We start from the raw sequence: 23,518 nt of genomic DNA on the forward strand, positions 1-23,518 counted from the left end.
CGGTGCCGTGCGGGTGCCGGGTCCGGAGGGGTCAGTCCTGGGCGCGGCCGGTCGTCACGCGGGCGATCATGAGGGCGACCAGGATGATCCCGCCGTAGATGGCCTGGATCCAGAAGGACGGGACCTGGGCGAGGGTGAGCAGGTTCTGTACGACGCCCAGCAGGAGGACGCCGGTCAGGGCGCCGAACATGGTGCCCTTGCCGCCGTCGAGGCTGATGCCGCCGATCACGGCCGCCGCCATCACCGTGAAGATCATGTTGTTGCCCTGGTTGGCGCTGATCGCGCCGACGTAGCCGGTCTGCATGATGCCGCCGACCGAGGCGAGCACGCCGGCGACGACGGAGACGCCGAGCAGCATGCGGTCGACGCGGATACCGGCGGCGCGGGCCGCCTCCGCGTTGCCGCCGATCGCGTACAGGGCGCGGCCGACGCGGTGGTACTTGAGCAGGAAGCCGGCGACCGCGAAGGCGACGGCGGCGAGCCACACCGAGAGCGGGACGCGCAGGACGGTGGAGGTGGCGAGCTGGAAGAAGGCGTCGGGCATGCCGAACAGTGTCTTGCCCTTGGTGGCGCCGACCAGCAGACCGCGCAGGACGATCAGCATGGCGAGGGTGACGATGAAGGCGTTGAGCTTGAACTTCACCACGAGGACGCCGTTGAAGGCGCCGATGACCGCGCCCACGACGAGGACCGCGACGAGGGCGAGCCCGGTCGGCCACTCGGTGCCCCAGCCGGACTCCGCGGACGGCAGGACCAGCAGGGCGCCGATGGCGGGCGCGATGCCGACCACCGACTCCAGCGACAGGTCGATCTTGCCGGTGATCAGTATCAGTGACTCGGCGAGGACCACCATCGCCAGCGCCGCGGACGCTCCGAGGATGGAGATCAGGTTCCGTTCGGTGAGGAACGAGTCGTTGACGACCGCCCCCAGCACCAGGAGTACCAACAGCGCTGGTACGAGGGCGAGTTCACGGGCGCGGCGCAGCAGTACCGTCCTGGCCGACCGGTCGGCGGGGGCGCGCGCGGGCGCGAGCGGCTCGGCCGCCCTGGTGTCAGCCATGGTCCACTCCTTCGATGGAGGCGATCAGCTCGTGGTCGCGCCAGCCCGCCGGGTGCTCGGCGACGACACGGCCGTGGAAGAGGACGAGGACGCGGTCGCAACGCCGCAGGTCGTCGAGTTCGTCGGAGACGACGAGCACGGCGGTGCCGTCGTCGCGGGCGCTGTCCATGCGGGCCAGGAGGGACTCCTTGGACTTCACGTCCACGCCCGCGGTGGGGTTGATGAGGACCAGCAGCCGGGGGTCGGAGGCGAGGGCGCGGGCCATGACGACCTTCTGCGCGTTGCCGCCGGAGAGGTCGGAGACGGGCTGTTCGGGGCCCTCGGTGTGGATGTCGAGGCGGTCGATCAGCTCGGTGGCGAAGCCGCGTCGGCGGTCGGTGGCGACGAAGCCGAACCGGCCGAGCCGGTCGGGGACCGTCATGGTGGCGTTGTCGCCGACGCTCATGCCGAAGACCAGGCCCTGTCCGTGCCGGTCGCGCGGCACGCACCCGACGCCGGCTCTGAGCGCGGCCCGCACGTCGCCGAACGGCAGTTCCTCGCCGCCGAGTCGGGCGGTTCCGCCGGTCGGGGTGTACAGCCCGGTGAAGGACTCCGCCAGCTCGATCTTGCCGCTGCCGCTGGACCCGGCGAGGCCGACGACCTCGCCCCGGCGGACGGTCAGGTCGATGTCCGCGTACGCGTCGGAGGTGAGTCCCCGCGCGTCCAGGAGTACGGCCGCGTCCGGGTCCACCTTCCGTGGCCGCACGTCGAGTTCGGTGATCGACTCGCCCGCCATGGCCTCCACGAGGGCCTGCCGCGGGAGGTCGGCGACCGGTGCGGTGGTGATCCAGCGGGCGTCGCGCAGCACCGTCACGGTCTGGCACACCTCGTAGACCTCCTGGAGGTGGTGCGAGATGAACAGGAAGGTGACGCCGGACTCCTGGAGCGCCCGCATCCGGGTGAAGAGCCGCTCGATCTCCCGGTTGTCGAGCTGCGCGGTCGGCTCGTCCAGCACGATGAACCGGGCGCCGAAGCTCAACGCCCGTGCGATCTCCACCATTTGGCGGTCCTCGACCTTGAGGTCCGCGGTGCGCGCCTCGGGGTCGACTCGGACGTCCCAGGTGTCGAGGAGTGCGGCGGCCTCGGCCCGCAGCCTGCGCCAGCTGATGACGCCGCCCCGGGTGTGCGGCTGGCGGTTGATGAAGAGGTTCTCGGCGACCGTCAACTCGGGTACCACGGTGGGTTTCTGGTAGACGCAGGCGACCTTGCGGCGCCAGGCGTCGCGGTCGGCGAGCGGCGGCGCGGGCTCACCGTCGAAGCGGACCGTGCCCTCGTCGGGTGCCTGGAGCCCGGTGAGGACGGTGACGAGGGTGGACTTGCCGGCGCCGTTGCGGCCGACGAGGGCGTGCGACTCGCCCGGCAGTACGGTGAGCCGCCCGTCGGCGAGGGCGACGGTGGGGCCGTACCGCCTGACGATGGAGCGCGCCTCGACGAGGGGGGTCAACGGGGTTCCCTGGAGGCTCATTTGACCGTGTTGCCCCAGAGCTTGGCGTCGTCGACGTTCTCCTTGGTGACCAGCGGCGCGGGCAGCTGGTCCTCCAGGATGCCGTTGGGCAGCTTGACGATCGTGGAGTCGTGGTCGGTCGGACCGGGCTTGAAGGTCTTCCCCTGCATCGCGGCCTTGATGTAGTACAGGCCGTACTTGGCGTAGGTGTCGGCCGGCTGCGACACGGTCGCGTCGATCTCGCCCTTGCGGATCGCGTCGAACTCCTGCGGGATGCCGTCGTTGGAGACGATCGCGATGTGCCCGGCCTTGCCCGCCGTCTTCAGCAGGCCCTTGGACTTGAGGGTCTGGAGGGTGGGCGCCAGGTAGACGCCGCCCGCCTGGAGGTAGATGCCCTTGATGTCGGGGTTGGCGTTGAGGAGCGTGTCGAGCTTGGAGGCGGCCGTGTCGGACTCCCACTTGGCGGGGATCTCCAGCACCTTCAGCTTCGGGTACTTCTGCTTGGCGCACGCCCGGAACGCCTCCGAGCGGTCCCGGCCGTTGACCGAGGCGAGGTCACCCATGATCTGGACGACCTTGCCGCTGGTGACGTGCTGTCCGAGGTAGTCACAGGCCTTCTCGCCGTACGCCACGTTGTCGGCGCGTACGACCATCGCGACCTTGCCCTTGTCGGGCGCCACGTCGACCGCCACGACCGGCACGCCCTTACGGTCCGCCTGCGCCAGGCCGGCCTCGATGGCGGCGCTGTCGAGCGGGGCCACGACCAGGCCCTTGACGCCCTGGTTCAGCTCGTTGTTGATGTCGGTGATCTGCTGCGAGGCGTCGCTGTTGGAGTTGACCGTCTTGAGTACCTCGACGCCTTCGGACGTCGCCATCTTCGGCACGTAGTCGTTGTACGACTGCCAGAACGGCGAGGTCAGCAGGGGCAGGATGACGCCCACCTTGCCGGTGCCGCCCCCGCCGGCCCCGGAGGCGCCGGTGTCCTTGGTGCTGCCGCATGCCGTGAGCGCGAGGGTGGAGCAGGCGGCCGCAGCCGTCGCACGCACCGCCCACGAGGAAAAACGCCTGCCATGTCGTCCGTTGCGCACTGTGCTGCCGGCCATCTGTCGGCTCCTCATCGAGCGTGATCGAGCGGTTGCCGGAATATTTATCAGACCACTTCGGCCCCGCAACACCCTTCGGAGCCATATTTCCCTGCTTTCGAGCCGTAGTGGTCCGACCACATCGGTGGCTAGACTGCGCGGACCGACGACAGGAGGACTGGCGTGGACGAGATTCCGCCCGAGGAGACACAGGGCGGCGCCGCTCCCCAGAAGGGCTCGGTCACGCAGCGCGCCATCGACCGGATCAAGGCGATGATCGGCGAGGGCCGGCTGGAGCCCGGGCAGCGGCTGCCCACCGAACGCGACCTCGCCGCCCAGCTGGGCATGTCCCGCAGCTCGATGCGCGAGGCGATCAGGGCGTTGACGGTCCTCGGCGTGCTGGAGGCCCGGCACGGATCGGGCATCTACGTCACGCAGTTGGAGGCCGGCGACCTGCTGGAGACCTTCGGCGTCGTCGCCGATCTCTCCCGGGGCCCGCGCCTGGTGGAACTCCTGGAGGTGCGCCGGATCCTGGAGTCGACGGCGACGGCCCTGGCCGCCGCTCGCATCACCCCGGACCAGCTGGCCGAGGTCGAGAAACACCTCACGGCGATGAACGCCACCGACGATCCGGAGGAGATCCTCGCCCACGACCTCGCCTTCCACCGCGAGATCGCGGCCGCCGCCGGCAACGAGACGATGGCCGCGATCCTGGAGGGCCTCTCCTCCCGCACCTTCCGGGCCCGCGTCTGGCGCGGCTACCAGGAGGAGGGCGCGTTCGCCCGCACCCGCCGCGAACACGCCGCGATTCACCGGGCGTTGGTGGCCCACGACCCGGAGGCGGCCCGCGCGGCGGCCGCCGCGCACGTGGGTGAGGTCGAGGAGTGGCTCAGGGCCCAACTGGAGGCGTGAACACCTCCGGTGACCCGGTCACGCCCTCGCGAACCGCAGCGTCAGCAGCTCGAACGGCCGCAGCCGCAGAGCGACTTGGCCGTCCTCGACGTGCGGGGCCGACGGCAGCGGTCGTTCCAGCAGGTCCGTCGCGGTGACCCCGGTGATCTCGAAGCCCGGCGTCAGACGGGCCCTGGCCCGCCCTCCGTGCGCCTCGTGCAGGCGGACCACGACGTCACCGCTTCCGTCGTCGGCCAGCTTCACCGCGGTGACCACGACCGCGTCACTGTCGACGGCGACCAGCGGGGCGACCTCCCGGCCGCCGGTCAGCCGTCGCCGCGGCAGGTTGATCCGCCAGCCCTCACGGACCGCGTCGCCGATGTCCGCGCCCGGGACGAGCGCGTGCCGGAAGCGGTGCACGCCCTGGTCGGTCTCCGGGTCGGGGAAGCGGGGAGCGCGCAGCAGGGAGACCCGGACCGTCGTGGTCGTGCCCGCGTCACCGTCGGCGCGGACCGTACGGGTCACGTCGTGGCCGTACGTCGAGTCGTTGACGACCGCCACGCCCCAGCCGGGCTCCGCGACATGCACGAAGCGGTGGTTGCACGCCTCGAACTTGGCCGCCTCCCATGAGGTGTTGGTGTGGGTGGGACGGTGGAAGTGCCCGAACTGCGTCTCGGACGCGTACCGTTCGGCGTGCACGTCGAGCGGGAAGGCGAGCTTCAGGAACTTCTCCGTCTCGTGCCAGTCGACCTCCGTGTCGAACACCAGCCGCCGCTCCCCCGGCGGCAGCGACAGCACCTGTGTGACGCGCGAGGCACCGAAGGACCGCACGATCCGCACCGATCCGCCCTCCCCGTCCGCGGTCAGCTCGTCCACGTCCGTCAGGTCGGTGACCGTGTTGCGGTAGAACGCGTCGACGTCCCAGGCGTCCCACATGTTCGGGAAGTCCGGGTGGAGTTGGAGCAGATTGGCGGCATGGCCCGGCGGAACCGTCTCGCGGTCGCCCTCGATGTCGTAGGCGGAGACGACCAGGCCCCGGGCGTCGATCTCCACGCGCAGCAGACCGTTGTCGAGGACGTGCCCGCCGCCCGCGCGGGAGGCGAGGCCGGTACGCCCCTCACCCGCCGGTGTCCGGGCGCCGCCCGCGGGGACGGCGTCACGGGCGTGCGGGGCCGAGTTGAAGAGGAGCGGCGTCGTGCCCTCACCGGCCAGCGCGCGCTGCGCCGCGTCGATGATGGTGTCGAGTTCGGCGGCGACCCGCTCGTAGGTCCGGCGCGCCTCGCGGTGCACCCAGGCGATGGACGAGCCGGGCAGGATGTCGTGGAACTGGTGCAGCAGCACCGTCTTCCAGATCCGGTCCAACTCCACGTATGGGTAAGGGACTTCGGTGCGTACGGCGGCCGTGGCGGCCCAGAGTTCGGCCTCGCGCAGGAGGTGTTCGCTGCGGCGGTTGCCCTGCTTGGTCCTGGCCTGACTGGTGAGGGTGGCGCGGTGCAGTTCGAGGTAGAGCTCGCCGACCCAGACGGGGGGTTCGGGGTTCTCCGCCTCGGCCTTCTCGAAGAACTCCCCGGGGGTCTCCCAGACGACGGTGGCGGAGCCTTCCAGGTCGCGCAGCCGGGCCGCCTTGCCGACCATCTCACGGGTGGTGCCGCCGCCTCCGTCCCCCCAGCCGGTCGGGGCGAGGGAGTGCCGGGCCACCCCCTTGTCCTTGAAGTTCCGTGCCGCGTGGGCCATCTCACTGCCGCGCATGGAGCAGTTGTAGGTGTCGACGGGCGGAAAGTGGGTGAAGATCCGGGTGCCGTCGATGCCCTCCCAACGGAACGTGTGGTGGGGGAACTTGTTCGTCTGCGACCAGGAGATCTTCTGGGTGAGCAGCCACTTGGAGCCGGCCGCCTTGATGATCTGCGGCAGCCCCGCGGCGAACCCGAAGGTGTCGGGCAGCCACGCCTCCTCGTTCTCGATGCCGAACTCGTCGAGGAAGAACCGTTTCCCGTGCACGAACTGACGGGCCATCGCCTCCGAGCCCGGCATGTTGGTGTCCGACTCCACCCACATACCGCCGGCCGGCACGAACCGGCCGTCCGACACCGCCTTCTTGACCCGCGCCCACACCTCGGGCCGGTGCTCCTTGACCCACGCCCACTGCTGCGCCTGGGACATGGCGAAGACGAAGTCGGGCTCGTCCTCCAGGAGTGCGGTCATGTTGGAGGTGGTCCGGGCCACCTTGCGGACCGTCTCGCGCAGCGGCCACAGCCAGGCCGAGTCGATGTGCGCGTGCCCTACGGCGCTGACCCGGTGCGCGGAGGGGACGGCGGGCGCGGCCAGCACCCCGGCCAGCCGCGAACGGGCCTGCTCCGCCGTGCCGTTGACGTCCTGGAGGTCCACGGCGTCCAGCGCCCTGTCGATCGCGCGCAGCAGGTCCCAGCGGCGGGCCGAGTCCACCGGCAGCTCGGCCATCAGCTCGCCGAGCACCTCCAGGTCGAGCACGAGCTGCCAGACCCGCTCGTCGAATACGGCGAGGTCCATCCGGGCGAGCCGGTACTGCGGTTCGCCGCCGGCCGTCTCCTTGTCGCCGAGCGGGGTCGGCAGGAAGGGGTGGTAGTCGAGGATGACGGGGTTGGACGCGGCCTCGATGTGCAGCCGCACCTCCTCCCCGCCCGCCACGGGCGCGCCGATCCTGACCCACTGGTTGCGCGGGTTGAGGCCCTTCACGGGGGTACCGTCGGGCCGGTGGACGAGGCCCTCGCACTGGAAGCCGGGCATGTTCTCGTCGAAGCCGAGGTCGAGCAGGGCCTCGACGGTCCGGCCGGCCCACTCCTGGGGCACCGTGCCGGTGACGCGGAACCAGCTGGTGCCCCAGGGAGCACCCCACCGGGCGCCGACCTCGATCGGCTCGGGCTCGGCCGCGAGTCCCTCGGCGACCGGCACCGGCTCGCCCGGCGCGTGCCACACCGCGACGTCGAGCGGTACGGACTCGGGGTACACCGCGGGGCGGACGCGCTCGTCGAGGACGCGCTGGAGACGGGCTTCGACCAGGCTGCGGTCGTCATGCATGTGGGGTGCTCCGTAGCTGGGTTGTGGATGGTTACCAGGTGTGGGTGACGGTCACGGGGACCGACGCCGTGTAGAGCTCCCCCACGGCGCGCACTTCGAACCGCGCCTGCGTCTCGCCCTGTTCGGCCAGGAGTCCCCCGGCGAAGAAGGCCCGCTGGCAGGTGCCGCCGAGGAAGCGCCGTGTGCCGTCGGGCAGCAGGCGGTGCAGGGTGTAGTGCCGTACCGCGTCGGGCGCGGCGTCCCAGGCGAACCTCAGGTCGCCGCCCGTGGCGCCGGTGACGCCGGTGATCACGAGGCCGGAGGGGGCGGCGGGACCGGTCGGCGGCTCGCCCCCGTTGACATCGCGAACAGCGAGTCCGCCGAGCCGCCAGTTCACACCGCCCTCGGTCGAATCGGTCCGGCTGAGCCGCACGCCGATGGCGTGCACGGTCCCGGAAAGCCCTGTGAGCGGGACGGTCAGGGTCTCCCACCCGTTGCCCGAGTTCACACGCTCCGGCTCGGTCCCGCGACGCGCGTCGTTGACCGGGTTCACACGCTCTCGCACGTCACCGCGGCGCGTTTTGACCGCGTTCACACGCTCTCCCCCGGTCCCGCGACGCGTGTTGACCGGGTTCACAGGCAGATAGGTGTACGGCGGTGTCGCCCCCGCCGTGCTCGGCTCGGCGGTGGCGACGGCCAGCTCGATGTTCACAGCGCCGGCATCCGTGCGGCAGGTCAGCTCGACCACCGTGTCAACGGTGACCGGCAGTTGTGCCGCGTACAGGTCCACGGTCGTCGGCTCGTCCAGTTCACCGGCGACCAGCACGCTGCTGCCGCCCCGCCAGGCGTCCGCGAAGTCGAACGTGACGGTGGGCCGCTGTCCCGCCGTGCGTACCACCCACTGCCGGGACGGCAGCCGGTCCTGGAGTCCGAGGTGGTTCCAGGACGTGTCCGAGGTGACCTCCCCGGCCTCGTACCAGCGCAGCCCGTGACCGGTGTTGAAGACGCTCGCGAACGGCAGCGGACCGCTCACCGTCGACCGGTCGGCGACCCACACGGCCGGTGCCCGCCAGCTGTCCGTGGGGTCCGGCCGGGACGGGTCGAGTGAACGTCCGGTCCAGAAGCGGTCGTCGGCGGCGTGGAAGTCGCCGGGGGTGCGGCCCGCCGGGAGGTGGTTGCGGGTCCACTCGGGCCGGTAGAAGCCGACGGACGCGAGGTGTGCCGTGGCCGTCGGCACGATCGCGTCCCAACGCACCGACGTGTTCGAGCCGTTGGACTCGACGTCGACGCCCGCCCAGAGTTCGTAGCGGCTGCGCCCGAGGTTCCCCGCCGTCTGTCCGGACGACGCCAGCGTGCCGGCGCTCCAGCGGAAGTCGACGAACATGTCGTCGGCGGCCTGGAAGAACGCCTGGTTCTGGCTGTCCAGGGCGCCCTGCCAGCTGACGGTCCCGTTGACGGTCATCGCGTCGTACCAGGTCACCCGCTGTCCCCGGGCGGCGGCCAGGGACCTCAGTTCGCGGACGAAGCCCAGCATGTCGGTGCCGAGGGCGGTGTTGCCGCCCCCGGTCTCGGCGTTGAGGAACCAGCCGTCGAAGCCGTAGGCGGCGGCGACCTCCACGAGCCGCTCGGCCAGCGGGTAGTGGCCCGCGGCGTCCTTCTGGACCAGGTCGCGGGTCCACTGGAGCACTCCGCCGTAAGCGACCGGCGGCAGGAAGACGTTGCCGAGGACGCGCACGCCGTGCCGGTGGGCCGCGTCGACGATCGGGGCGTTCGGGGCGAGGATCAGGCCCTCGCCGGAGGAGCCGCCCCAGAAGACCAGTTCGTCGAGGTGGGCCCAGTGGGTGAGGGCGTAGTAGTCGGCGGTGGCCGCGCCCTGCGAGGGGTTGCCCGAGGTCGGTCCGAAGGAGACCAGGGACTGGACGCGGGCCTGGCCGGAGCGGGCGGTGCTGTTGGCCGGGGTGGGGGTGAAGCGGGGCGCGAGCGGCACGGAGGCCGCGTTGAAGGCGAGGTCGGTGTCTGCGGCGGCGGTCCAGTTCTTCAGGCCGCGCCAGGTGATGCCGGGGCCGGGGGTGCCGGCGGGCAGCGAGTCGGGATACCAGTAACTCGCGTACGGCTGACCGGCGTTGACGTCGGCAGCGGTGGCGGTGGCGGGGACGCGCTGGGCGGCGGAGGCGGGCGTGGACAGGAGCGGCGACAGGGCGGTGGCGGCGCCGGCGAGCAGGACGGTGCGTCGGGCGGGGTTCACGAGCGGGTTCCTCCTTGGGGGGTGCCGTACGGGAATCCACGGGGGATTCCTCGCGGGACGGGGAGTACCTGTTCGGGGCTGACGACTTCGGTGATGCCGCGCGCGGCGAGGTGTGCGGTGTCGTCCGCGCGCACGTCGAGGACGGTGGCCGGCCGGGCTCCGTCGGCGACGAGCCGGAAGTAGGCGTCGAAGACGGGTCCGCCGGGGCCGCACCGGGAGCGGGCCGCGGGGTCGGCGGGGACGACGAGCGCCGTGGTGCGGGGGGCGGGTGCGTAGGTGTGTGCGCGGGCCGCGCGGGCCAGCGTGTGCGCGATCTCCTTGGGCCGCCGGTCGTTGGTCAACAGGCCGAGCCCGTATTCGAGTTCGGGGAAGTCGGCGAGGTCGCGGGAGACGTCGTGCGAGCACCACCAGGTGATGCCCCACAGGTCGGGGCAGTCGAGGGTGTGTGCGACGGTCGCCTCGGCGAAGGCGGCGGCGTGCTCGGCGGGGACCAAGGGCTGGGGTGCGCCGACCTCCTGGAGCCAGACGGGCCGGTGGGGTTCGTCGGCCCACGCCTTGCTGAGTTCGACGAGATACGCGGCGTGGTGCTCGGCGGGGACGGAGGTGCGGCCGTGGCGCTGGGCGGTGCCGTTGAAGACCCAGGAGTGGACGGCGGTGAGGGCGCCCCGGCGGGCGGCCTGGGCGGGGGTGAACGGCATGTCGTCCTGGTACCAGGTCGCGTCGTACTCGGCGTGCAGGTGCTGCTTGCCGGGGGCGCCCTCCGCGCAGGCGGCGAGCATCCGTTCCAGCCAGGCGTCGATGTCGTCCGCCGTCGCCCGGTCGGGGTCGGGGTGCGGTCCGGCGGAGAACTGGTTGACCTCGTTGCCGAGGGTCATGCCGAGGAAGTGGGGCCGGCCGGCGAGGGCGGCGGCGAGCGTCCGCAGGTAGTCCGCCTGGCCGTCGAGGACGTCGGGGTCGGTGAAGAGGTTGCGCCGGTGCCAGGTGCGGGTCCAGGCCGGCAGGTGGTCGAAGCTGCTCAAGTGCCCTTGCAGACCGTCCACGTTGACGTCGAGGCCGCGTTCGCCGGCCGCGTCCACGAGGTGGACGAGCTGCTCCACGGCGCGGGGGCGGATCAGGGTGCGGTTGGGCTGGAAGTACGGCCACAGCGGGAAGACGCGGATGTGGTCGAGGCCGAGTGCGGCGACGGAGTCGAGGTCGGCGCGTACGGAGTCGAGGTCGAAGTCGAGCCAGTGGTGGAACCACCCTTCGCTGGGCGTGTAGTTGACGCCGAAGCGCACGGCAGAGGACATCGGGATCCCGGTTCTGTTGTGCGTACGAGGGGGGCGGCGGTCTCAGCCTTTGACGGCGCCCTCGCCGACGCCCCGGAAGAAGTACCGCTGGAGGCAGGCGAAGAGGGCGAGGAGTGGTGCCACCGCGATGACCGTGCCGGCGGCGACGAGCCGTTCGTCGTCGGCGAAGGTGCCGTGGAGGTAGTTGAGGCCGATGGTGAGGGTGAATCTGGACGGGTCGCTCAGCACGATCAGCGGCCAGAGGAAGTCGTCCCAGGCGCCCATGAAGGCGAGGATGGCGACGACGGCGAGGGTTCCCTTCACGGACGGCAGCGCGATCCGCAGGAATCGCTGCCACACGTGGGCGCCGTCGACGTAGGCCGCCTCGTCGATCTCCTGGGGCAGGTTGCGGAAGGCGTTGCGCATCAGCAGGACGTTCATCGCGCCGACGCAGCCCGGGAGGACCACTCCGATCAGGGTGTTGTTCAGGCCCAGTTCCCGCATGGTGGTGAACTGGGCGATGACGATGCCCTCCACCGGTACGAGCATCGCCAGCACGAAGACGAGGGTGGCCGCGCGGCGGCCCCGGTAGCGCAGCCGGGCCAGGGCGTAGCCGGCGAGGGCCGAACCGGCGCAGTTCGTCACGACGTTGGCGCCGGCCACCTTGAGGGAGTTGAGCGCGTACTCCCAGACGGGGATGGTGTCGGCGACCCGCTCGTAGTTGTGCAGGGTGGGGTGGGCGGGCAGGAAGGTCGGCGGCGAGCTGTAGATGTCCTCGGTGGGCCCCTTGAGCGAGGTGGAGAGCTGCCACAGGAAGGGACCGGCGGTGAGGGCGAGGACCGCGAGCAACAGCGTGTAGCGCAGGGCGAGTTCCCGGAAAGGGACGCGGCGGCCGTGCTCGTCGGTGACCCGGGGCGCGCGGCGGACGGCGGCCCGCGGGGCGGGCCGTGTCCGGTCGATGACGCTCATGTCTCCTCCCGCCGGTCGGCGCGGAGCACGAGGAGCATCAGCGCGACGGTGACGGCGAAGACGACGACCGAGAGCGCGGAGGCGTAGCCGACCCGGCCGGTCAGGCCGGTGCCGGCGCGCTGGACGAGCATCACGAGGGTGGTGTCCTCGCCGGCCGGTCCGCCGGTGGGGCCCGCCATCAGGTAGACCTCGGAGAACACCTTGAAGGCGGCGACCGAGGAGAGCGCGCCGACGAGGACCATGGTGGAGCGGACGGCGGGCACGGTGACGGTGAGGAAGCGGCGTACCGCGCCCGCGCCGTCCACCGAGGCGGCCTCGTGCAGTTCGCGCGGTACGTCGGCGAGCGCGGCCAGGTAAATGATCATGTAGTAGCCGAGGCCCTTCCAGACCGTGACGGCCATGGCGCTGAACAGGAGCAGCCACTGGTCGCTGAGGAAGCCGACCCGGCCGACCCCGATCGCCTCCAACACCGAGTTGACCAGGCCGCGTTCGTCGAGCAGCCAGACCCAGATGAGGCCGACGACGACGATCGAGGCGACGACCGGGGTGTAGAAGGCGGACCGGAAGAAGGTGATGCCGGGGATGTTCCGCCGCACCAGCAGGGCGAGGAGCAGCGGCAGGACGACGAGGGCGGGGACGACGCAGAGGACGTACAGCGTGCTGTTGCGCAGGCCGGTCCAGAACATGTCGTCGTGCAGCAGTTCCCGGAAGTTGGCGAGGCCGACGAAGCGGCCGGGGATCAGCGTGCGGCGGTCGGTGAAGGCGTTGACGAGTGTGGAGCCGAACGGATAGATGATGAAGACGCCGGTGACCAGCAATCCGGGGGCGGCGAACAGCCAAGGGGTGGTGGGCAGTTGGCGTCGCACCCGGGTCACGGCGGCGGGGGTGGCCATCGCGGCTAGCCCTGTTGCCGGAGCAGCGTGTCGCACGCTTTGACAGCGTTGTCGAGCGCCGCCTCGGGGCTCTCCTTGCCTTGGAGCGCCTTGGCGATCTCGTTGCGCAGCGCGGTCTTCATCTGCTCGCTGAACAGCACCGGCGTGTAATTGACCGCGTTCTTCAGGGACTTGGCGGCGGCGATCCGTACGCGGGTCTCGTCGGTGCCGTCCTCCTTGGTGAAGTACGGGTCGTCCAGGGAGCCCGCGGTGCTGGGGAAGATGGCGACCTTCTTCGCGAACGACATCTGCTGCCGGGCGTCGGTGACGTAGTGCGCGAAGGCCACCGAGGCGGGGGTGTGCTTGGTCCTGGAGTTGACCATCACGCCCATCACGTACATGTTGACGTGGCCGGTGCTGGTGATCTGGTCGGTGATGCCGATGTTCTTGTAGAGGCTGGGTGCCTGCTTCTTGAAGTTGCCGAGGTCCAGGGCGCTGCCGGGGTTCATGGCGACGGCTCCGGTGAGGAACTTCTTGCCGGAGGACTCGGGGGTGGCGGTGAGCGCCTGCGGGTCGAGGGCCTTCGCGTCGTACAACTGCTTGTATTTGGTGAGGAGTTCGACGCCTTTCGCGTCGTCGAAGGCGAAGGCGGTGCCCGCCTTGTTCATCAGCTCGACGCCGTAGCGGCCGAAGTCCTCGACGGTGGGGACGTTGGCGAGGGTGGCGACCTTGCCGTCGGTCTTGTGGGCCAACCGGATTGCCTGGGCGAAGAGTTCGCCGTACGTCTTCGGCGGCTGGTCGGGGTCGAGTCCGGCCTGCTCGAAGAGGGACTTGTTGTAGAAGAGCGGGCCGGTGTTCAGGTACCAGGGGAAGGCGTAGGTGCCGGTCATGCCCGGTATCCGGTGGCTGGCCCAGGCTCCGGGCAGGTACTCGCTCTGGTACTTGGCGGCGGCCTTGCCGAGGTCGAGCGCGAGGCCGGCCTTGGCGAGCGGGGCGACGAGGTCGGGCGAGACGTTGACGACGTCGGGCAGGGTGCCGCCGGCCGCGTCCGCGCTGATCTTGTCGGCGTAGCCCTCGGCGGGCTGGTCGATCCACTTCACGTGGGTGCCGGGGTACTGCTTCTCGAAGCCGGCGATCACGCCCTCGAAGTAGGACCTGAAGTTGGCGCGCAGGTTCCAGGTCTGGAAGGTGATGTCGCCTTCGACCTTGCCGGAGGCGTCGGTCGAGCCGCCGCCGTCGCCTCCCGAGCCGCAGGCACTCAGCGGCATGAGGATCACGGCGACGGCAGCGGCGGCGAAGGCTCTGCGGGGGATGCGCACGGCGGGTGAACTCCTTTGCGGCGGGCGGCGAACGATGCCGGGGCAGACCCTGCACGCTGTGCACGGGAGGAGTCAATGGATTGCGCTCAGCTAAATTCATTAGTTGCTTTGATCCGGCCAACTGCGCAGGCCACAAGGGTGTGTTGCCGTTCTTGCGGTGGATCACTAATGCGCTTTAGGCTGGGACGACTCAAGCGCATTAGTGCGCCGTAGCGATGGAATGGGGAACAGGGTTGTCAGGCAAGCGGTCACCCGCGCGCCGGCCGACGATGAAGGACATCGCGCAGCGCGCGGGGGTGTCCGAGAGCGCGGTCTCGTTCGCGCTGAACGGCAGGCCCGGCGTCTCCGAGGTCACCCGCGACCGGGTGCGCCGGGTCGCGGAACAGCTGGGCTGGCGGCCCAGTACGGCGGCGCGGGCCCTGTCCGGGGAGGGCGCGGCGACGGTCGGTTTCGTGCTGGCGCGGCCCGCGGACACGCTCGGCGTGGACTCGTTCTTCCTCCAACTCGTCTCCGGCATCCAGGAGGTGCTGGCCGAGCGCCATCTCGGCCTGCTGTTCCAGATGGCCGAGGACGTCGACGACGAGTGCGCGGTCTACCGGCGCTGGTGGGCCGAACACCGGGTGGACGGCGTGCTGGTGGCCGATCCGCGCACCGACGACCCCCGGCCCGGGCTGCTCGACGAACTCGGTCTGCCCGCCGTGGTGATCGGCGGCGCGCCGGACGAGCGGCACCCCGGCCTGTCGACGGTGTGGGCGGACGACGCGGGCGCGATGGCGTCGGTGGTGGACCAGTTGTACGCGCTCGGCCACCGCCGGATCGCGCACATCGCGGGGCTGCCCGGTCTCGCCCACACCGATCGGCGGATCCGCACCCTGCGCGCCGAGGCGGCCCGGCGCGGCCTGACCGAGGTGCGCTCGGTGCCCACCGACTACTCGGACGCGGAGGGCGCCGCCGTCACCCGGCGGATCCTGTCCGGCGGCACTCCCCCGACCGCGCTGGTCTACGACAACGACGTGATGGCCGTCGCCGGTGTCGCCACGGCGGCCGGCCTGGGCTTCGCGGTGCCGGCCGATGTGTCGGTGGTGGCGTGGGAGGACTCGGCGCTGTGCCGCATGGTCAAGCCGTGGCTGTCGGCGCTCTCCCGGGACAGCGTGGAGTTCGGCCGTACGGCGGCCAAGGAGTTGCTCGCCCTGCTGGACGGCGGCCCGGCGCGCACCGTACGGGTGCCGGTGCCCCGGCTGATCGAACGGGACAGCACGGGGGCCGCGCGGGACGCCTGAACCCGGGGCCGCCCGGACATGTCCCGGTGTCGCCAGCGCCGTGACCGGGAAGGTTCACCGGCTCGCGACGCCCGGCACGGCACTAGGCCCCGGCGCGGTTCTGGTCGAGGTGGCCGACGCGGGCGATGTTCGCCCGGTCCTCGGCGTCCTCGCTGGGCCCGGCGGCGAACCAGGCGTCCAGGATCTCGTTGGCCACCGGTTCGGAGGTCAGCCGCAGACCGACCGCGAGGACGTTGGCGTCGTTCCAGCGGCGGGCGCCGTCCGCGGTGTACGCGTCGGCGCAGAGGGCCGCACGCACGCCGGGCACCTTGTTCGCGGCGATCGACGCGCCCGTGCCGGTCCAGCAGCACACGACGGCCTGGTCCGCCGCCCCGGAGGCGACGTCCCGGGCCGCCGCCTCCGAACACACCGCCCACCGGGGATCGCCGCCGGCCCGCAACGCCCCGTGGGCCAGCACCTCGTGGCCGCGCCGGCGCAGCTCCTCGACGAGGAAACGCGCGACGGGTTCGTCCATGTCGGAGGAGACGGAGATTCGCATGCGCCGAAGCCTACGTCAGCGGTGCGACCCGGCCGGGACGGCGGAACCGGCCGTCGTACAGGGGCACTTCGCGCCGCCGCTCAGTGCTGCCACTCCACCTTGAAGACCCACACGTACCGGCCCGCCTGCCGGGCCGCCCGGGGTACGTCGATCACGAGGGCTCCGTTCTTCACCGTCCACGTCAGGGGCCGGTCGTGGCCGAGGAGTGTCACCTTGTCGCCGCCGCGTACCGGTACCGGCGCCTCGACGGTGAGTGTCGCGCCGGGTTCGGCCAGCGAGTGGATGTAGAAGGCCTCGTCGGGGCGGACCGTGAACCGCAGGTCCTCGCCGAGCTGGGCCATCCGCGACCAGTACGTCGTGTCGTAGATCGCCTCGCCGTTGACGCGCAGCCAGCGGCCGGTCTCGCGGAGCCGGGTCTGCATGATCCGCGGAATGGTGCCGTCGGCGCGGGGGCCGATGTCGAGCAGGAAGTTGCCGTTCTTGGAGACGATGTCGACGAGGCCGCGCACGACGTCCTCGGCCGTCATGTAGGCGTTGTCGGGGGTCGCCCGGTTGTAGCCGTAGCTGAACGGGTCGAGGCCCCGGCTGGACTCCCACTTGGCGACGACCGTGTTCTCGTACGTCGTGTACTCCGGCGTCGTGAAGTCGTGGAAGGCGATCCCCGACCGGTTGTTGACGGTCACGTCGATCGGGTGGCGGCGGTTCTTGGCGTGGTTGAAGTACTCGGCCAGTACGTGGAGGCTGTCGTTGGCGCCGCCGATGTCGCACCAGATCAGTTCGGGGTCGTAGCCGTGGATCAGTTCCAGCATCTGCGCGGCCTGATACTCCGTCACATAGTTCTTGCCGGCGGTGTATCCGGTGTACGGGACCGGCTCAAGGGTGTACGGGTCGCGCGGGGCGTGGCCCATCCACGGGTTGTCCGGGTTGAACCACTCCGGCATCGAGAAGTAGAGGCCGCGGTGGAGTTCGGGCGTGTGGCGGCGGGAGGCGTCGAAGAGTTCCCTCACCAGGTCGCGCTTCGGACCCATCCGTACGGCGTTGCGGTCGGAGACCTTGCTGTCCCAGAGCGCGAAGCCCTCGTGGTGCTTGGCGGTGAGCACGTGGTACTGCGCGCCCGCGTCCCGGAACAGTTCCACCCACGCGCGCGGGTCGAACTTCTCGGCGGTGAAGAGGGGGATGAAGTCGTCGTAGGCGAAGTCCTCGCCGTAGGTGGCCCGGTGGTACGCGTACACGGCGTTGCCGGGGTCCTGGAGGTTGTTCCAGTACCACTCGGCGTACTCCTGCCCGACCGGGGACCAGGCGGGCACCGAGTAGACACCCCAGTGGACGAAGATGCCGAACTTGGCGTCCTGGAACCAGTACGGCGCCTGATGCGCCGAGAGGGCGGTCTCGGTGGGCAGGTAGTCGGCGGCCCCGAGGGTCAACGGCCGTTCCAGACGCGCCGCCCGGCCGCCCCGCCCGGTCACGCTCACCGTGCCGTCCCGCACGGTTCCGGGCGTGCCGCCCGCGCGGATGCCGACGCGGACCCGAGCCTGCTCCCCCGGGTCCAGGCGCCGGACGCGGGCGGGTTCGACGGTGCGGGCACCCGGCACGTCGACCCGCACGGACACCCCGTCCGCGGCGAGGATCGGCACCGTACCGGCGTTGACGACCGTGGCCTCGACGCTCTGCGCGCCCGTCCGGGCCAGCAGGGAACTCGTGGAGTGGGCGTCACGCAGGGCCAACGCCCGCCCCTGGGCGGCCGGTTGGAGGGAGAGGGCGAAGACGTGCAGGGCCGCCCGGCCCGCCTCGGCCGGGTTGGTGACCGGCAGGGTGAGGGCGACCGCCTCGCGCCGTGGGTCGAGCCACACCTCGGAGGTGCCGATGCCGACGCCGTGTTCGTCCTTCGTGCCGTCCGGCTTGTAGCGGTACGGCGCCGACAGGGAGCCGGCCGCCGCGTACCAGTCGGAGCCGCCGAGGCCGGCGGTGGTGGTGGAGCCGTCCGCGTAGTGGACGGTGGCCGTGCCGGAGGCGTCGCCGTAGCTGCCGGCGGTCAGGAAGACGGCCGACAGGTAGCGGCCCGGGGGCAGTTCGAGGCGCTGGCCGAGCGCGACAACGTTGTTCCGGGCGCCGGCGGCCGAAGAGGGAAAGAGGAAGGGGACGCCGTCCACCTCGACGCGGCCGGCGGGGAGTTCCTCGCCCGGGAAGGTGTAGCCCGAGCCGTCGAAGTCGCCGCCGCCCGCGGAGGCGGTGTCGAGGCCGTCGTTGTCGTAGAGGGTGTCGAGCGGGACGGGGACCGGGTCGGGGACCGGGGCCCATTCCCCGGACGGCGAGGTGTCGGACCCGGCGGCCCGGGCGTCCGTCGCCACGGTGAGCGGAAGGCCGGCCGCGGCAGCCGCACCCGCCACCGCGCCGAGGACCTGACGTCTTGGAAATGTACCCACGAGCGGCTCCCATTCATCGGATGTCTGATGATTGGCCGGACGCCGGAACCTGTCAATGGGGCTCGTGCGCAAAAGAATTGAGTGATTGATCCGATGACCGGAGAGGTGCGGAGAGGACTGCGAACCCCCGACCCGGGAGCGGCCCGGGAATGCCCGCCCCCACGTCCGGGGCCGGCCGCTCTCGACGCGGCGCCCCGCGCCCGTGCACAGTTCTCCCTACGACGTGGACGTACTGGCGAGTAGACCCGTACGCCCGCGGCCCATCCACCCCGAGGAGCACCCGTGACCAGCTGGGTCGGCCGGACCGCCGCCGAGATCGCCGCCGCCGTACGCGAGAGGCGGGCCACGCCGCGTGAGGTGGTGGCCGAGCACCTCGCCCGGATCGAGCGGCTCGACGGCCGGGTCGGCGCGTTCCGTGTGGTGCGGGCCGAGGCGGCGCTCGCGGAGGCCGACGCGCTGGCCGGCCGGTCCGATCTGGCCGAACTCCCGCTGGCGGGCGTGCCGTTGGCGGTGAAGGACAACCTCGCGGTGCGCGGCGAGTCGAACCGGGTCGGGTCCGCCGCGACCCCGGACACGCCCGCCGGGGAGGACCATGTCACCGTCGCCCGGCTGCGGGCGGCGGGAGCGGTGGTCGTCGGCCTGACGAACGTGCCCGAACTGTGCGTCTTCGGCACCACGGAGGGCGCGTACGGCACCGCCCGCAATCCCTGGGACCTCTCCCGCACCGCGGGCGGCTCCTCCGGCGGCAGCGCGGCGGCGGTGGCCGCCGGGATGGTGCCGATCGCGCTCGGCAACGACGGGATGGGTTCGCTGCGCATCCCGGCGGCCAACTGCGGTCTCGTCACCATCAAGCCGGGTTCCGGGACCGTGCCCGCGGGCATCAGCGACGGCGACTGGTTCGGAATGTCCGAGAACGGACCGCTCGCGACGACCGTCGAGGACGCCCGGCTGATGCTCTCGGTCCTCGCCGGCACCGAGTTCGTACGGCACGACGAGCCCGCCGCGCGCAGGGTCGCCGTCTCCGTGCGCAGCCCGCTCCTCGGAGTCGCCGTCGGCAAGCCGTACACGGCGGCGGCCCAGGAGGCGGCCCGGCTGCTCGCCGGGGCCGGGCACCGGGTGCTGCGCGCCGACCCGCCGTATCCGCCCTCCCTGAGCACCACGTCCCTGGCGCACTGGACGGCGGGTACCTCGGTGGACGCCGCGAGTCTGGACCCGAGCGCGCTGGCCCGGCGTACCCGGGTGCACGCGGCCCTCGGCCGCCGGTTCGTGGCGGGGGTGCGCAAGGGGAGGAGCAGGGAGCTGCTGCGGGGGCGGCTGGAGCCGTTCTTCACCGAGCACGACGTCCTGCTGACTCCGACGCTCGCCCGGCGCTCCCCCAAGGCCGGTCCGTGGCACGAGCGGGGGTGGCTGCGCAATGTGCTGGCCAACACCGCCTACTCGCCGATGACGCCCCCGTGGAACCTCACCGGCCGGCCCGCGATGTCGGTGCCGTTCGGCACGCTGCCGTCGGGGGCGCCGTGCGCCGTGCAGTTGGTGGGACGGCCGGGGTCGGAGGCGGAGTTGCTGGACCTGGCGGAACAGCTGGAGCGACTGCGTCCCTGGCAGCGGACCGCACCGCTCGCCTAGGGCCGGTCGATCTCGGCGGTGCGGTGCGGTGTGTGGCGGGTGCGGCATGGGCGCGGGTGGTGCGCGCCCATGCCGCCGGTGACCGATCGGCTGCCGGGCGGTCAGTCCACGCTGGGCAGGATGTGCGGCTCGGCGAGGTCGTCCTCGTAGCCCGCGAGGCGGATCGGGGCGGAGCGGGCCCACACCTCCAGGCTGCCGAGCTCTCCTGGCCTGCGGCCGGCCCGCTCCGTGCGTTCCTTGGGGCGTTGCTCGCGATTCGTCTTCTCCGGTGTCACCGCGCACTCCTTATGTGTCGGGTCACCCTCGGGGCATACCGGCCAGTCTCCGGTCCGGTACCTGACGCCCGCTCGGGGTCGGGTGGAAAGGCAGTTCGGACGCGGTGGCGCCGGCTACTCGTGGAGAGCAGGCCGTTGTGGAGCGGCATGTCCCAGGACGGACCGTGGGTGTGGGTGGACCCCGTACTGCTGTCCGTCCGCTCTACATTAACCAGATGAGCGGGTGCCCGCTCGATGGGGCTGAAAACTCCGGGTAACTATCTGAAGTCGTTCCGTGTCCTTTCAGCCATGATCTGCCCGCGTTCTTTACCGGACGCGTGGTTTGGCGCCGGCCGTCCCGGCCGCCGCGCGCGGACCCGGCGGGTGGCCACGCCCATGAGCTGCCGTTCCGCACAACTCCCGTACGCGGACTGTTACCTGACGGTCCGTCATGAGATCGTACGGCGATGACGTCGTCGTACGGCCTCCAGGGCAGGGTCGCGGTGGTCACCGGGGGCACCCGCGGGATCGGCCGCGCGGTCGCCGAGCGGCTCGCCGGGGCGGGGGCGCTGGTGTGCGTGGGCGCGCGGGACGCGGACGAGGTGCGGCGGACGGCCGAGCGGCTGGGCGGGGCCGGGCTGGCCGGGGACGTCGCCGACGCCGGCCATCTGCGGGCGCTGGCGGAGCTGGCGCTGGACACGTTCGGACGGATCGACGTGGTGGTCAACAACGCGGCGACGAACCAGCCCTACGGACCCCTCATGGACGCCGATCCGGATGCCTGGCGGGCGGCGTTCGCCGTCAACGTCGAGGCGCCGCTGAGGCTGGTGCGGCACGCCTGGCACGGCTGGATGCGGGAGCACGGCGGCGCGGTGGTCAACGTGTGCACGGAGGGCGCCGGTCATGTCGGGCCGAACGTCGGGGCGTACGGCACCAGCAAGGCGGCCCTGCTGCACCTGACCCGTCAGCTCGCCGGCGAACTCGCGCCGGGGGTGCGGGTCAACTCCGTCTCGCCGGGGCTCGTCCGCACCGGGATGGCCCGGTTCGTGTGGGAGGCGGGCGAGGAGGAGCTGGCCGCGGGTCTGCCGCTGGGCCGGATCGGGGAGCCCGAGGACATCGCGCGGGCCGTCGTCTGGCTCGCCTCCGCCGAGGCGGAGTGGATCACCGGCGCGGATCTGCTGGTGGACGGCGGGACCCGGGTGCGGACGGCGTACACGAGCGGGTACGCCGTCCACGACCGTTTGCGGTCGGCGGAACCGCCCCGGCGATGAGGCTCCTGGTCACGGGAAGGCGAGGAACCAGATGACGACGATCAGGACGACCAGGCCGATCATCATCACCGTGAAGAACCTGCCGCGGTGTCTGGTCTCGACGGGGGCACCTCGGGGCCGGTCCTCGGGCAGCGACCAACCCTCCGGCCGGTCGCTGCCGTAGAACTCCTCGTCGCTCGGATAGCGGTTGCGCGGATCGTCGCGGGCGCGCGGGTCCACGCCGTGTGGCTCACTCATGAAGATCTCCCCGTGCTCGGTCCACTGCGCGCCGGGTGCCCGCCGGGTGCCGGGCTACACGCGGGATCGGCGGCTCACCACTTGCCGGGGGCGTAGTCCTTCAGGAAGACGCCGTACAGGTCCTCGCCCTGCTCGCCGCGGACGACGGGGTCGTAGACCCGGGCGGCGCCGTCGATGAGGTCGAGCGGGGCGTGGAAGCCCTCCTCGGCGAGGCGCAGCTTGTCGTAGTGCGGGCGCTCGTCGGTGATCCAGCCGGTGTCGACCGAGGTCATCAGGACGCCGTCGGTCTGGAACATCTCCTGGCCGCTGGTCCGGGTCACCATGTTCATCGCGGCCTTGGCCGCGTTGGTGTTCGGGTGGCCGGCGCCCTTGTAGCCGCGGCCGAAGACGCCTTCCATCGCGGAGACGTTGACGATGTACGCGCGCCCGCTCCTCGCGGCCCGGGCGGCGGCGGCCATGGCCGGGCGGAGCTTGCTGATCAGGATGAACGGTGCCGTGTAGTTGCACAGCTGGGTCTCCAGCAGCTCCACCGGGGAGATCTGCTCGATCGTCTGCACCCAGGTGTTGCTGTCGACCACGTCGGGCACCAGGCCGCCCGCGTCGATGGCGGTGCCGTCGAGGTGCCGGGCGACGCTGGCGTTGCCCCCGACCAGCGCCAGGCCGGCGACCTGCTGCGCGTCGAGACCGCTGATGCCGACGGGCAGTGCGGCCGACGCGGTGAGGGCGTCCGCCGCGCCGGAGTTGAAGGCGCCGATGACGTGGTGGGCGGGGAGTTCACCGGCGGGCAGCGGGGCGCTCTCGCCGTCGACCAGGGCGGCGTAGGCGGAGGGCAGACGCCGTACGGTCTGCGTCGCGTTGTTGATGAGGATGTCGAGCGGGCCCGACTCGGCGACCCGGTCGGCCAGGGCCACGACCTGGGCGGGGTCGCGCAGGTCGATGCCGACGACCTCCAGCCGGTGCAGCCACTGGGCCGAGTCGTCCATGGCCTTGAAGCGGCGGATCGCGTCCTTCGGGAACCGCGTGGTGACCGTGGTGTGCGCGCCGTCGCGCAGCAGCCTGAGGGCGATGTACATGCCGATCTTGGCCCGTCCGCCGGTGAGCAGCGCGCGCTTGCCGGTCAGGTCGGCGCGGGCGTCGCGCTTGGTGCGGTTCAGCCGGGCGCAGTCAGGACAGAGCTGGTGGTAGAAGTAGTCGACTTCTACGTACCGGGTCTTGCAGGTGTAGCAGGAGCGGGGCCGCTGGAGTATCCCCGCGATCCTGCCCTCCTCGGTGACCGACGACGGCAGCAGGCCCTCGGTCTCGTCGTCGATGCGCTGGGCCGAGCCGGTCGCGGTGGCCTCGGTGACCGCCTTGTCATGGGCGGTTTTGGCGGCCCGGCGGTCCTGGCGGCGGCGCTGCTTGACGCTGCGGTAGATGCCCGCGGTGGCCCGGCGGACGGCGATCGCGTCGGGGTGGTCGACGTCGATCTTCTCCAGCTCGTCGAGCACGCCGAGGCAGACGGCCAGCCGCTCCGGGTCGATCCCGGGCCCGTACACGGCCTCGCCCATGGCCGTGGAGCCGTCCTCTGTCACCGTCATCGCGCTGCCGTTTCCTGGTCGCCTGGTGCGGCGCTCCGGTCGCGCCCGCTGTCGAACGGCGAATTTTACAAAGCCCCGGGCCGCAGCGCC

Annotated in this window: 18 protein-coding genes; 4 read left to right on the forward strand and 14 right to left on the reverse strand. The window is 71.6% G+C overall.

The window, feature by feature from the left end:
- Positions 1-31: 31 nt before the first annotated feature.
- The 3 genes from ABZT12_RS22445 to ABZT12_RS22455 are packed head-to-tail and all read right to left on the reverse strand — an operon-like array spanning position 32 to position 3,646.
- Entirely contained in the window at positions 32-1,060 is a 1,029-nt protein-coding gene (locus tag ABZT12_RS22445; protein WP_356387285.1) for an ABC transporter permease, read from the reverse strand.
- Positions 1,053-2,564: a sugar ABC transporter ATP-binding protein gene (locus ABZT12_RS22450; protein WP_356387287.1), complete on the reverse strand. Its 1,512-nt coding sequence runs from the start codon at positions 2,562-2,564 to the stop codon at positions 1,053-1,055. The genes ABZT12_RS22445 and ABZT12_RS22450 overlap by 8 nt, the downstream gene beginning before the upstream one ends.
- Entirely contained in the window at positions 2,561-3,646 is a 1,086-nt protein-coding gene (locus tag ABZT12_RS22455) for a sugar ABC transporter substrate-binding protein (protein ID WP_356387290.1), read from the reverse strand. The genes ABZT12_RS22450 and ABZT12_RS22455 overlap by 4 nt, the downstream gene beginning before the upstream one ends.
- Before the next feature lie 162 nt (positions 3,647-3,808).
- On the opposite strand from ABZT12_RS22455, the gene ABZT12_RS22460 reads away from it, so the two are divergent.
- On the forward strand, positions 3,809-4,537 hold the full coding sequence (locus ABZT12_RS22460) for a FadR/GntR family transcriptional regulator (protein WP_356387293.1): 729 nt from the start codon (positions 3,809-3,811) through the stop codon (positions 4,535-4,537).
- Between the two features lie 18 nt (positions 4,538-4,555).
- Here the strand turns inward: ABZT12_RS22460 and ABZT12_RS22465 are convergent, their stop codons facing one another.
- Genes ABZT12_RS22465 through ABZT12_RS22490 form a run of 6 tightly spaced genes read right to left on the reverse strand, consistent with a single transcriptional unit; the run spans position 4,556 to position 14,222 of the window.
- On the reverse strand, positions 4,556-7,570 hold the full coding sequence (locus ABZT12_RS22465; RefSeq protein ID WP_356387296.1) for a glycoside hydrolase family 38 C-terminal domain-containing protein: 3,015 nt from the start codon (positions 7,568-7,570) through the stop codon (positions 4,556-4,558).
- A 31-nt stretch (positions 7,571-7,601) separates the two neighbouring features.
- A complete protein-coding gene (locus ABZT12_RS22470) occupies positions 7,602-9,794 on the reverse strand; it encodes an endo-beta-N-acetylglucosaminidase (protein WP_356387300.1) in 2,193 nt (730 codons plus the stop codon).
- Complete coding sequence (locus ABZT12_RS22475; RefSeq protein ID WP_356387303.1) at positions 9,791-11,083, reverse strand: glycosyl hydrolase; 1,293 nt, start codon at positions 11,081-11,083, stop codon at positions 9,791-9,793. Before ABZT12_RS22475 ends, ABZT12_RS22470 begins: the two co-directional genes overlap by 4 nt.
- A gap of 42 nt (positions 11,084-11,125) precedes the next feature.
- Positions 11,126-12,031: a carbohydrate ABC transporter permease gene (locus tag ABZT12_RS22480; RefSeq protein ID WP_356387306.1), complete on the reverse strand. Its 906-nt coding sequence runs from the start codon at positions 12,029-12,031 to the stop codon at positions 11,126-11,128.
- Entirely contained in the window at positions 12,028-12,924 is an 897-nt protein-coding gene (locus tag ABZT12_RS22485; RefSeq protein WP_356387309.1) for a sugar ABC transporter permease, read from the reverse strand. Before ABZT12_RS22485 ends, ABZT12_RS22480 begins: the two co-directional genes overlap by 4 nt.
- Before the next feature lie 5 nt (positions 12,925-12,929).
- On the reverse strand, positions 12,930-14,222 hold the full coding sequence (locus ABZT12_RS22490) for a sugar ABC transporter substrate-binding protein (protein WP_356387312.1): 1,293 nt from the start codon (positions 14,220-14,222) through the stop codon (positions 12,930-12,932).
- Positions 14,223-14,491: 269 nt separating this feature from the next.
- Here ABZT12_RS22490 and ABZT12_RS22495 point away from each other — a divergent pair, with 269 nt between their 5' ends.
- Entirely contained in the window at positions 14,492-15,502 is a 1,011-nt protein-coding gene (locus ABZT12_RS22495; RefSeq protein ID WP_356387315.1) for a LacI family DNA-binding transcriptional regulator, read from the forward strand.
- A gap of 82 nt (positions 15,503-15,584) precedes the next feature.
- Here ABZT12_RS22495 and ABZT12_RS22500 read toward each other — a convergent pair whose 3' ends face one another.
- Positions 15,585-16,040, reverse strand: a complete 456-nt coding sequence (locus tag ABZT12_RS22500; protein WP_356387318.1) for an RpiB/LacA/LacB family sugar-phosphate isomerase — start codon at positions 16,038-16,040, stop codon at positions 15,585-15,587.
- Between the two features lie 80 nt (positions 16,041-16,120).
- Entirely contained in the window at positions 16,121-18,463 is a 2,343-nt protein-coding gene (locus ABZT12_RS22505) for an alpha-L-fucosidase (RefSeq protein WP_356387321.1), read from the reverse strand.
- Positions 18,464-18,745: 282 nt separating this feature from the next.
- On the opposite strand from ABZT12_RS22505, the gene ABZT12_RS22510 reads away from it, so the two are divergent.
- The gene (locus tag ABZT12_RS22510; protein WP_356387324.1) at positions 18,746-20,089 is read left to right on the forward strand and encodes an amidase family protein; all 1,344 of its coding nucleotides are present in this window, start codon (positions 18,746-18,748) and stop codon (positions 20,087-20,089) included.
- A gap of 101 nt (positions 20,090-20,190) precedes the next feature.
- Here ABZT12_RS22510 and ABZT12_RS22515 read toward each other — a convergent pair whose 3' ends face one another.
- The gene (locus ABZT12_RS22515) at positions 20,191-20,364 is read right to left on the reverse strand and encodes a hypothetical protein (RefSeq protein ID WP_356387326.1); all 174 of its coding nucleotides are present in this window, start codon (positions 20,362-20,364) and stop codon (positions 20,191-20,193) included.
- Between the two features lie 446 nt (positions 20,365-20,810).
- On the opposite strand from ABZT12_RS22515, the gene ABZT12_RS22520 reads away from it, so the two are divergent.
- Positions 20,811-21,614, forward strand: coding sequence for an SDR family oxidoreductase (locus ABZT12_RS22520; protein WP_356387329.1), 804 nt, complete (start codon positions 20,811-20,813; stop codon positions 21,612-21,614).
- A gap of 9 nt (positions 21,615-21,623) precedes the next feature.
- Here ABZT12_RS22520 and ABZT12_RS22525 read toward each other — a convergent pair whose 3' ends face one another.
- Together ABZT12_RS22525 and ABZT12_RS22530 are read right to left on the reverse strand one after the other, a co-directional pair.
- Entirely contained in the window at positions 21,624-21,851 is a 228-nt protein-coding gene (locus ABZT12_RS22525; protein WP_356387331.1) for a hypothetical protein, read from the reverse strand.
- Between the two features lie 74 nt (positions 21,852-21,925).
- Complete coding sequence (locus tag ABZT12_RS22530) at positions 21,926-23,428, reverse strand: SDR family NAD(P)-dependent oxidoreductase (protein WP_356387334.1); 1,503 nt, start codon at positions 23,426-23,428, stop codon at positions 21,926-21,928.
- Positions 23,429-23,518: the final 90 nt, after the last annotated feature.

Origin of the sequence: Streptomyces sp. NPDC005423 (assembly GCF_040606415.1) — a bacterium.
GTDB lineage: Bacteria > Actinomycetota > Actinomycetes > Streptomycetales > Streptomycetaceae > Streptomyces.

Coding starts and splice junctions, on each gene's coding strand:
- ABZT12_RS22485 (WP_356387309.1), bottom strand. CDS start 12,924: ATGGCCACCCCCGCCGCCGTGACCCGGGTGCGACGCCAACTGCCCACC.
- ABZT12_RS22520 (WP_356387329.1), top strand. CDS start 20,811: ATGACGTCGTCGTACGGCCTCCAGGGCAGGGTCGCGGTGGTCACCGGG.
- ABZT12_RS22500 (WP_356387318.1), bottom strand. CDS start 16,040: ATGCGAATCTCCGTCTCCTCCGACATGGACGAACCCGTCGCGCGTTTC.
- ABZT12_RS22495 (WP_356387315.1), top strand. CDS start 14,492: ATGAAGGACATCGCGCAGCGCGCGGGGGTGTCCGAGAGCGCGGTCTCG.
- ABZT12_RS22525 (WP_356387331.1), bottom strand. CDS start 21,851: ATGAGTGAGCCACACGGCGTGGACCCGCGCGCCCGCGACGATCCGCGC.
- ABZT12_RS22475 (WP_356387303.1), bottom strand. CDS start 11,083: ATGTCCTCTGCCGTGCGCTTCGGCGTCAACTACACGCCCAGCGAAGGG.
- ABZT12_RS22455 (WP_356387290.1), bottom strand. CDS start 3,646: ATGGCCGGCAGCACAGTGCGCAACGGACGACATGGCAGGCGTTTTTCC.
- ABZT12_RS22465 (WP_356387296.1), bottom strand. CDS start 7,570: ATGCATGACGACCGCAGCCTGGTCGAAGCCCGTCTCCAGCGCGTCCTC.
- ABZT12_RS22480 (WP_356387306.1), bottom strand. CDS start 12,031: ATGAGCGTCATCGACCGGACACGGCCCGCCCCGCGGGCCGCCGTCCGC.
- ABZT12_RS22445 (WP_356387285.1), bottom strand. CDS start 1,060: ATGGCTGACACCAGGGCGGCCGAGCCGCTCGCGCCCGCGCGCGCCCCC.
- ABZT12_RS22450 (WP_356387287.1), bottom strand. CDS start 2,564: ATGAGCCTCCAGGGAACCCCGTTGACCCCCCTCGTCGAGGCGCGCTCC.
- ABZT12_RS22530 (WP_356387334.1), bottom strand. CDS start 23,428: ATGACGGTGACAGAGGACGGCTCCACGGCCATGGGCGAGGCCGTGTAC.